9 protein-coding genes are annotated in these 7,079 nt (G+C 65.3%); 3 read left to right on the top strand and 6 right to left on the bottom strand.

The window, feature by feature from the left end; translation table 11 throughout:
• Positions 1–151 precede the first annotated feature (151 nt).
• Positions 152–2,416 carry an ATP-dependent Clp protease ATP-binding subunit ClpA gene (gene clpA, locus IM760_RS10090; protein ID WP_204428833.1) on the bottom strand — a complete coding sequence of 755 codons (2,265 nt, stop codon included), beginning with the start codon at positions 2,414–2,416 and terminating at the stop codon, positions 152–154.
• A 43-nt stretch (positions 2,417–2,459) separates the two neighbouring features.
• Positions 2,460–2,855, bottom strand: coding sequence for an ATP-dependent Clp protease adapter ClpS (clpS, locus tag IM760_RS10085; protein WP_204428831.1), 396 nt, complete (start codon positions 2,853–2,855; stop codon positions 2,460–2,462).
• A gap of 209 nt (positions 2,856–3,064) precedes the next feature.
• Between clpS and IM760_RS10080 the strand changes: the two genes are divergently transcribed.
• Positions 3,065–3,355, top strand: coding sequence for a cold-shock protein (locus tag IM760_RS10080; protein WP_204428829.1), 291 nt, complete (start codon positions 3,065–3,067; stop codon positions 3,353–3,355).
• A gap of 24 nt (positions 3,356–3,379) precedes the next feature.
• Here the strand turns inward: IM760_RS10080 and icd are convergent, their stop codons facing one another.
• Positions 3,380–4,642: an NADP-dependent isocitrate dehydrogenase gene (icd, locus tag IM760_RS10075; protein WP_204428825.1), complete on the bottom strand. Its 1,263-nt coding sequence runs from the start codon at positions 4,640–4,642 to the stop codon at positions 3,380–3,382.
• Between the two features lie 108 nt (positions 4,643–4,750).
• Here icd and IM760_RS10070 point away from each other — a divergent pair, with 108 nt between their 5' ends.
• Complete coding sequence (locus IM760_RS10070) at positions 4,751–5,374, top strand: pseudouridine synthase (RefSeq protein ID WP_204428824.1); 624 nt, start codon at positions 4,751–4,753, stop codon at positions 5,372–5,374.
• On the opposite strand, the gene IM760_RS10065 is transcribed toward IM760_RS10070, so the two are convergent.
• From IM760_RS10065 to moaC, 3 genes are read right to left on the bottom strand one after another with little or no spacing between them, the layout of a single operon-like run.
• Positions 5,280–5,747 carry a molybdenum cofactor biosynthesis protein MoaE gene (locus IM760_RS10065; RefSeq protein WP_204428823.1) on the bottom strand — a complete coding sequence of 156 codons (468 nt, stop codon included), beginning with the start codon at positions 5,745–5,747 and terminating at the stop codon, positions 5,280–5,282. The two genes, IM760_RS10070 and IM760_RS10065, sit on opposite strands and share 95 nt — an antisense overlap.
• Position 5,748: 1 nt before the next feature.
• On the bottom strand, positions 5,749–6,003 hold the full coding sequence (moaD, locus tag IM760_RS10060; protein WP_204428821.1) for a molybdopterin converting factor subunit 1: 255 nt from the start codon (positions 6,001–6,003) through the stop codon (positions 5,749–5,751).
• 4 nt (positions 6,004–6,007) lie between these two features.
• Positions 6,008–6,499 carry a cyclic pyranopterin monophosphate synthase MoaC gene (gene moaC, locus IM760_RS10055; protein WP_204428819.1) on the bottom strand — a complete coding sequence of 164 codons (492 nt, stop codon included), beginning with the start codon at positions 6,497–6,499 and terminating at the stop codon, positions 6,008–6,010.
• A gap of 112 nt (positions 6,500–6,611) precedes the next feature.
• On the opposite strand from moaC, the gene IM760_RS10050 reads away from it, so the two are divergent.
• The gene (locus IM760_RS10050) at positions 6,612–7,079 is read left to right on the top strand and encodes an NUDIX hydrolase (RefSeq protein ID WP_204428817.1); all 468 of its coding nucleotides are present in this window, start codon (positions 6,612–6,614) and stop codon (positions 7,077–7,079) included.

Raw genomic sequence — 7,079 nt, 5'->3', positions numbered from 1 at the left:
GGGACGTACTCGCGGCGTTCCCGGAAGGCCCCCACACAGATCCGCGTCCCGGATAAATGCCTGCCGCATCGATCTCCCGTCAAAGCGCGATGAACCATAAAAAAGCCCGGCGCGAGGCCGGGCTTGGTAGGGGTCGAAGGACTTTGCCGGGTCAGCAGGTGGCTTCCTCTTCCGAGGCGTCCACGGTGAGCACCAGACCGTCGTCGCCGACGCCGATGTGCACCTGGCCACCCTTGCCGGCCAGTTCGCCGAACAGCAGCTTCTCCGCCAGCGGCTTCTTGATCTGCTCCTGGATCAGACGCGCCATCGGACGGGCACCCATGTCCTTGTCGTAGCCTTTCTCGGCCAGCCAGCGGCGGGCCTGATCGTCCACGTCCAGCACCACCGCTTTCTCGTCCAGCTGGGCCTGCAGTTCCACCAGGAACTTGTCGACCACGCCCAGGATCACCTCGGTGGTGAGCGGGTTGAACTGGATGATGCCGTCCAGCCGGTTGCGGAACTCCGGCGTGAACACCTTCTTCAGCATTTCCATACCGTCGGAGGACTGGTCCTGCTCGGTGAAGCCGATGCTGCGCTTGTTGAGCACCTCGGCGCCGGCGTTGGTGGTCATGATCAGGATCACGTTGCGGAAGTCCGCCTTGCGACCGTTGTTGTCGGTGAGCGTGGCGTTGTCCATCACCTGCAGCAGGATGTTGAACACCTCCGGGTGCGCCTTCTCGATCTCATCCAGCAGCAGCACGCAGTGCGGCGTCTTGGTGACCGCCTCGGTGAGCAGGCCGCCCTGGTCGTAACCGACGTAGCCCGGGGGCGCGCCGATCAGCCGGCTGACGGTGTGCCGCTCCATGTACTCGGACATGTCGAAGCGCACCAGCTCCACGCCCAGGGCGCGGGCCAGCTGCCGGCTCACCTCGGTTTTGCCGACCCCGGTGGGCCCGGCGAACATGAAGGAGCCGATCGGCTTGTTGTCCGCCTTGAGGCCGGCACGGGACAGCTTGATCGCCGCGGAGATGGTCTCGATGGCGTCTTCCTGGCCGAACACCGTCATCTTCAGGTCGCGCTCCAGGTTCTGCAGCACTTCCTTATCGGACGAGGACACCTGCTTGGGCGGAATCCGCGCGATCTTGGCGACGATGGCTTCCACGTCGTCCTGATCGATGGTGGCCTTGCGCTCGTTCTCGGGCCGCAGCCGCTGCCAGGCGCCCACCTCGTCGATCACGTCGATGGCCTTGTCCGGCAGGAAGCGGTCGTTGATGTAGCGGGCACTCAGCTCCGCGGCGCTTTTCAGGGCGGCGTCGGTGTAGCTCACGTTGTGGTGCTTCTCGAAGCGGCTCTTGAGCCCCTTGAGGATGCCCACGGTGTCCTCCACCGTCGGTTCCACCACGTCGATCTTCTGGAAGCGGCGGGACAGGGCCCGGTCCTTCTCGAAGATGGTGCGGTACTCGGTGAAGGTGGTGGAGCCCATGCACTTGAGCTCACCGGAGGCGAGCAGCGGCTTGAGCAGGTTGGAGGCGTCCATGACGCCGCCGGAGGCCGCCCCGGCACCGATGATGGTGTGGATTTCATCGATGAACAGGATGGCGTTGTCCTTCTTGCGCAACTCCGCCAGCAGCGTTTTCAGCCGCTTCTCGAAGTCACCCCGGTATTTGGTGCCGGCCAGCAGCGCGCCCAGATCCAGGGAGTAGACCACGGCGTCGAGCAGCGGCTCGGGCACCTTCTCTTCCACGATCATGCGCGCCAGACCTTCGGCGATGGCGGTCTTGCCGACGCCCGGCTCGCCCACCAGCAGCGGGTTGTTCTTGCGGCGGCGGCAGAGAATCTGGGCGGCGCGCTCAATCTCGAAGGCACGGCCGACCAGCGGGTCGATACGGTCGGCGCGGGCCAGTTCGTTCAGGTTGGAGGCGTAGCTTTCCAGCGCGCTGGCCGGGGCGCCTTCGCCGGCGGCCTCGGCGTCCTCGCGCTGTTCCGCGGCCGGGTCGCTGTCTTCCACCTGGGAAATGCCGTGGGCGATGAAATTGACCACGTCCAGACGATGCACGTCCTGGCTGTTGAGCAGGTATACCGCCTGACTCTCCTGCTCGTTGAAGATCGCCACCAGGACATTGGCGCCGGTGACTTCCTTGTTGCCGGACGACTGCACGCTGAACACGGCGCGCTGGAGGACCCGCTGGAAGCCCAGCGTGGGCTGGGTGTCCCGGTCTCCATCGTCGGACAGCAGAGGGGTGGAATCGTCAATGAACTGAGTCAGGGCCTCGCGCAGCTCTTCCAGATCGGCGCCGCAGGCGCGCAACACTTCCACCGCTGCCTCGTTGTCGAGCAGTGCCAGCAACAGATGTTCCACGGTCATGAACTCATGACGGTGGCTGCGGGCGTGGTGGAAAGCCTCGTTGAGAGTCAGTTCCAGTTCTTTGCTGAGCATAGGCTACCTCACTGCTTGGTGCCCTGTCCGTCGCCGGACGGCGTCAGGCGCGTTCCACCTGACACATCAGCGGATGCTGATGTTCGCGGGCATAATCGACCACTTGCGCGGCCTTGGTTTCGGCGATGTCCTGGGGGTACACCCCGCACACCGCCTTACCTCTCGTATGCACCGTGAGCATGACCCGGGTGGCCTGCTCACGGTCCATCCGAAAGAAGGTCTCCAACACCTCGACGACGAAATCCATGGGCGTGTAGTCGTCGTTCAGCATCATCACCTTGAACATCGGCGGCCGTTTGACCTTGGGCCGTGCCTCCTCGACGGCGGCGTCGCCGTGTCGGTCGGGCCCCTCGGGCTTTTCCGGGCCCAGCCAGCCGGCCCGCGGCGCGGACGCCGCCGCTTTGCTGTTTCGAGGTGTGGAGTCTTGATGCCTGTTCATAACCTTCTCTAACGGTTGTATACCCGCTGGCGTCAGCAGGCAATCAACAAATGAGGGGTATCACGACGTTTTTCAATCCCGGTCGCTCGGGGGTTGACACCCCGCGGGCCTTAAGGAACAGTTGTTCAAAAACCAACCTATTCTAACCGAGCCGGGGGTGGTTGTGGCCGATAACAACAACTTCGCAGCCAGCGGCCAGAGGGAGCACCATGCCAACGGGTACAGTGAAGTGGTTTAACAACACCAAGGGTTACGGATTCGTGCGCCCCGACGAAGGCGGCGACGATCTGTTCGTCCACTATTCCTATATACAGGAAGAAGGATACAAAACCCTGTACGCGGGACAAAGCGTCGAGTACGAACTGCGTGAGGCCAGCAAGGGCTACCACGCGGTCAATCTTAAACCCGGTGACGTGAAGAAAGGGGAAGCCCCGTCTTCCCGCCGGCCGGGCGAAGCACGGCGGCGGGATCAGGAAAGCAACGCCGTCTCCTCGCAATAAGGAGCGCGGCGCGGGCGGGCGTGGTCAGACGCCCATGTGCTCGATCACGGCATCGCCGAATTGAGAGCACTTGAGCAGGGTGGCGTCGGGCATCAGTCGCTCGAAATCGTAGGTCACGGTCTTCGCGGCGATGGCGCCTTCCATGCCATTGATCACCAGATCGGCGGCGTCTTCCCAGCCCATGTGGCGCAGCATCATTTCCGCGGACAGAATCAGCGAACCCGGGTTCACCTTGTCCTGGCCGGCGTACTTGGGCGCGGTGCCGTGGGTGGCCTCGAACAGGGCCACGGAGCCGCCGATGTTGGCGCCCGGCGCGATGCCGATGCCGCCCACTTCCGCCGCCAGGGCGTCGGAGATGTAGTCACCGTTCAGGTTCAGCGTGGCGATCACGCTGTACTCGGCGGGGCGCATCAGAATCTGCTGCAGGAAGGCGTCGGCGATCACGTCCTTGATGACGATGTCCTTGCCGGTGCGCGGGTTCTTCATGACCATCCACGGGCCGCCGTCGAGCAGCTCGGCATTGAAACGGTCACGGGCCAGCTCGTAGCCCCAGTTCTTGAAGGACCCCTCGGTGAACTTCATGATGTTGCCTTTGTGCACCAGGGTGACGGAATCCTTGTCGTTGTCGATGGCGTATTGAATCGCCTTGCGCACCAGGCGCTGGGTGCCTTCGCGGGAAACCGGCTTGATGCCGATGCCGCAGCCCTCGGGGAAACGGATCTGGGTCACGCCCATCTCCTCCCGCAGGAACTTGATCAGCTTGGTGGCCTCCGGGCTGTCCGCGGGCCATTCGATGCCGGCATAGATGTCTTCGGAGTTCTCCCGGAAGATCACCATGTCGGTGAGCTCGGGGTGCCGTACCGGGCTCGGTACGCCTTCGAACCAGCGCACCGGGCGCATGCAGGTGTACAGGTCCAGTTCCTGACGCAGGGCCACGTTCAGGGAACGGATGCCACCGCTTACCGGGGTGGTCAGCGGGCCCTTGATGCCCACGGTGAATTCCCGCAGCGCTTCCAGGGTCTCTTCCGGCATCCAGGTGTCGGGGCCGTAGACCTTGGTGGCCTTCTCGCCCGCGTACACTTCCATCCACGTGATCGCACGTTTTGCCCCGTAGGCTTTTTCCACGGCGGCATTTACCACTTTCATCATCACCGGCGAGATATCAACGCCGATGCCGTCCCCTTCGATATACGGAATGATCGGGTGGTTGGGGACATTCAGGGATAGGTCCGCATTAACGGTGATTTTGTCACCGTCCGCCGGAACCGTGATCTTTTGGTATCCCATCTACACTACTCCCTCTGAGAAAAACCGTAGTATTCGGTCGCCGCGCGAGTATAGCACCCAGGTGGTATTCTTGCTCGGCTTCGCGACCCCCGGAGAGCGATTTCGACCATGGCAAGGCTGATTTTGTTTAACAAACCCTTTCAGGTGCTCTCGCAGTTCAGCGATGACCGGGGGCGTCCCACCCTCAAGGACTACATCCCGGTGCCGGGGGTCTACCCGGCGGGCCGGCTGGACTGGGATTCGGAAGGGTTGCTGCTGCTCACCGACCACGGCGGGCTCCAGGCGCGCATCGCCAGCCCCCGGTTTCACCTGCCCAAGACCTACTGGGCGCAGGTGGAGGGCGCGCCGGAGGACGCGGACCTGGCGCCGCTGCGCCAGGGTGTCACTCTCAAGGACGGGCCCTGCCGGCCGGCGCCCACGCGGCTGATCGAGCCGCCGGATCTGTGGCCGCGCCGGCCGCCGGTGCGCGAGCGGCTCACGGTACCGGACCGCTGGCTGGAAATCATCCTGGACGAAGGTCGCAACCGGCAGGTGCGGCGCATGACCGCGGCGGTGGGCCACCCTACCCTGCGGCTGGTGCGCTGGCGCATCGGCGACTGGACCCTGGAAGGGCTGGCGCCGGGCCAATGGCGGGAAATTACCGTGCACCCTCCGAAGACGGCGCCATCCAGCGGGCGGCCGCCTCGGCGTCGCGCTCGCGGGCCTCGACCCAGTGCCAGCCGTCGTCGGTGAGTTCCTTCTTCCACAGCGGCACCTGGCTTTTCAGCACGTCCATCAGAAAGGCGCAGGCTTCGAAGGCGGCCTGGCGGTGCCCGGCCCAGACCACCACCCGGACGATCTCCTCGCCGACGCGGATTTCGCCAACCCGATGAATCATTTCAATGGCATTGAGAGGCCAGCGCTCTCGGGCGTGTTCGCCGATGCGCCGCAACGCGCGCTCGGTCATGCCCGGATAGTGCTCCAGGAACAGGGCGCGCACCTGGCCGGCTTCGTCGCGCACCCGTCCGGAGAAGCGCACCTCGGCGCCGCTGCGGCCGTCGCGGCCCTCGCTGGAGAGGCGCGATTCCAGTGGCTCGGCGGTGATCGCCACGTCGATACGGGTCATCTCAGCCCCCGGTGACCGGCGGAAACAGGGCCACCGTGTCGCCGTCGGCCACGGCGCTGTGCGGCTCCGCCAGTTGCTCGTTGATCGCCACCATGCGGCGGGGGGTGGCGTCCAGGGCCCGGCCCACCGCCGGATACTGTTCGCCCAGCCAGTCGCAAAGGGCGGCCACCGTGGTCACCGTCTCCGGCGGCGTCACGCGCAGGGAATCCTCGCCCACCCGCTCCCGCAGGGCGGCGAAAAACACCACTTCGATCATCGCTTCAGGCCTCCTCCCGCCGGAAGTCGCCGCTGCGGCCGCCGGTCTTCTCCACCAGGCACACCTGCTCGATCACCATGGCCCGGTCCACCGCCTTGCACATGTCGTAGACGGTGAGCGCCGCCACCGAGGCGGCGGTGAGGGCTTCCATCTCCACGCCAGTGAGTCCCTTGAGCTTGCAATGGGCGTCGATGCGCAGGGCGTCGTCGCCCTCCGGCTCCAGGGACACCTTCACGCCGCTGAGCATCAGCGGGTGGCAAAGCGGAATCAGGTCCCAGGTTTTTTTCGCCGCCTGGATGCCGGCCACGCGGGCCACCGCCAGCACGTCGCCCTTGGGATGCGCCTGGTCCAGAATCATGGCCAGGGTGCGCGGCGCCATGCGCACCCGTGCCCGGGCGTGGGCGGTGCGGGCGGTCTCCGCCTTGTCGCTGACGTCGACCATGCGGGCGCGGCCCTGGTCGTCCAGATGGCTGAAGGTATCATTCACGTATTGCATTCTCCGGGACGCGGCCCCACTCATTGACGCGCACCGTGGCTGTCACGGCGGCCGGCGGTGCGCTACCATCTGCGCCCGCTGACCGATCATAACCGCCCGGCTGGAGCCTTCGATGAACAGCTTCGAACCGCACATTACTGTGGCCACCGTCGTGGAACAAGAGGGCCGCCTGTTGTTCGTGCGCGAGATGAAGGGCGGCCAGGCGGTGCTCAACCAGCCCGCCGGCCACGCCGAATTCGGCGAGGATCTGATGCAGGCCGCCTACCGGGAAACCCTGGAGGAAACCGCCTGGCGGGTGGAAATCACCGACCTGTTGGGCTGGTACATCTTTCAGCCCAAGCCCGGCGGCGGCGTCTATTACCGCACCTGCTTCCTGGCCCGGCCCCTGGGCCACGACCCGCACCAGAAGCTGGACACCGGCATCCTGGAAGCGGTGTGGCTGACCCCGGAGGAGCTGGCGGCCCGCGACGGCGAGCACCGCAGCCCGCTGGTGCAGCGCTGCGTGGACGACTACCGGAGCGGCCGGCGACTGCCGCTGGACGCCATCTATCAACACCCCTGGCCCCTGCAACGAGGCTGA

The organism is Alloalcanivorax marinus (assembly GCF_016906305.1).
GTDB classification, from domain to species: domain Bacteria; phylum Pseudomonadota; class Gammaproteobacteria; order Pseudomonadales; family Alcanivoracaceae; genus Alloalcanivorax; species Alloalcanivorax marinus.
The sequence above is the reverse complement of the archived record's forward strand: the minus strand, read 5'-3'. Positions and strand labels throughout refer to the sequence as shown.

What these genes read in the sequence shown, in the direction of transcription:
- clpA (WP_204428833.1), bottom strand. Translation starts at nt 2,416, where the DNA reads ATGCTCAGCAAAGAACTGGAACTGACTCTCAACGAGGCTTTCCACCAC.
- clpS (WP_204428831.1), bottom strand. Translation starts at nt 2,855, where the DNA reads ATGAACAGGCATCAAGACTCCACACCTCGAAACAGCAAAGCGGCGGCG.
- IM760_RS10080 (WP_204428829.1), top strand. Translation starts at nt 3,065, where the DNA reads ATGCCAACGGGTACAGTGAAGTGGTTTAACAACACCAAGGGTTACGGA.
- icd (WP_204428825.1), bottom strand. Translation starts at nt 4,642, where the DNA reads ATGGGATACCAAAAGATCACGGTTCCGGCGGACGGTGACAAAATCACC.
- IM760_RS10070 (WP_204428824.1), top strand. Translation starts at nt 4,751, where the DNA reads ATGGCAAGGCTGATTTTGTTTAACAAACCCTTTCAGGTGCTCTCGCAG.
- IM760_RS10065 (WP_204428823.1), bottom strand. Translation starts at nt 5,747, where the DNA reads ATGACCCGTATCGACGTGGCGATCACCGCCGAGCCACTGGAATCGCGC.
- moaD (WP_204428821.1), bottom strand. Translation starts at nt 6,003, where the DNA reads ATGATCGAAGTGGTGTTTTTCGCCGCCCTGCGGGAGCGGGTGGGCGAG.
- moaC (WP_204428819.1), bottom strand. Translation starts at nt 6,499, where the DNA reads ATGCAATACGTGAATGATACCTTCAGCCATCTGGACGACCAGGGCCGC.
- IM760_RS10050 (WP_204428817.1), top strand. Translation starts at nt 6,612, where the DNA reads ATGAACAGCTTCGAACCGCACATTACTGTGGCCACCGTCGTGGAACAA.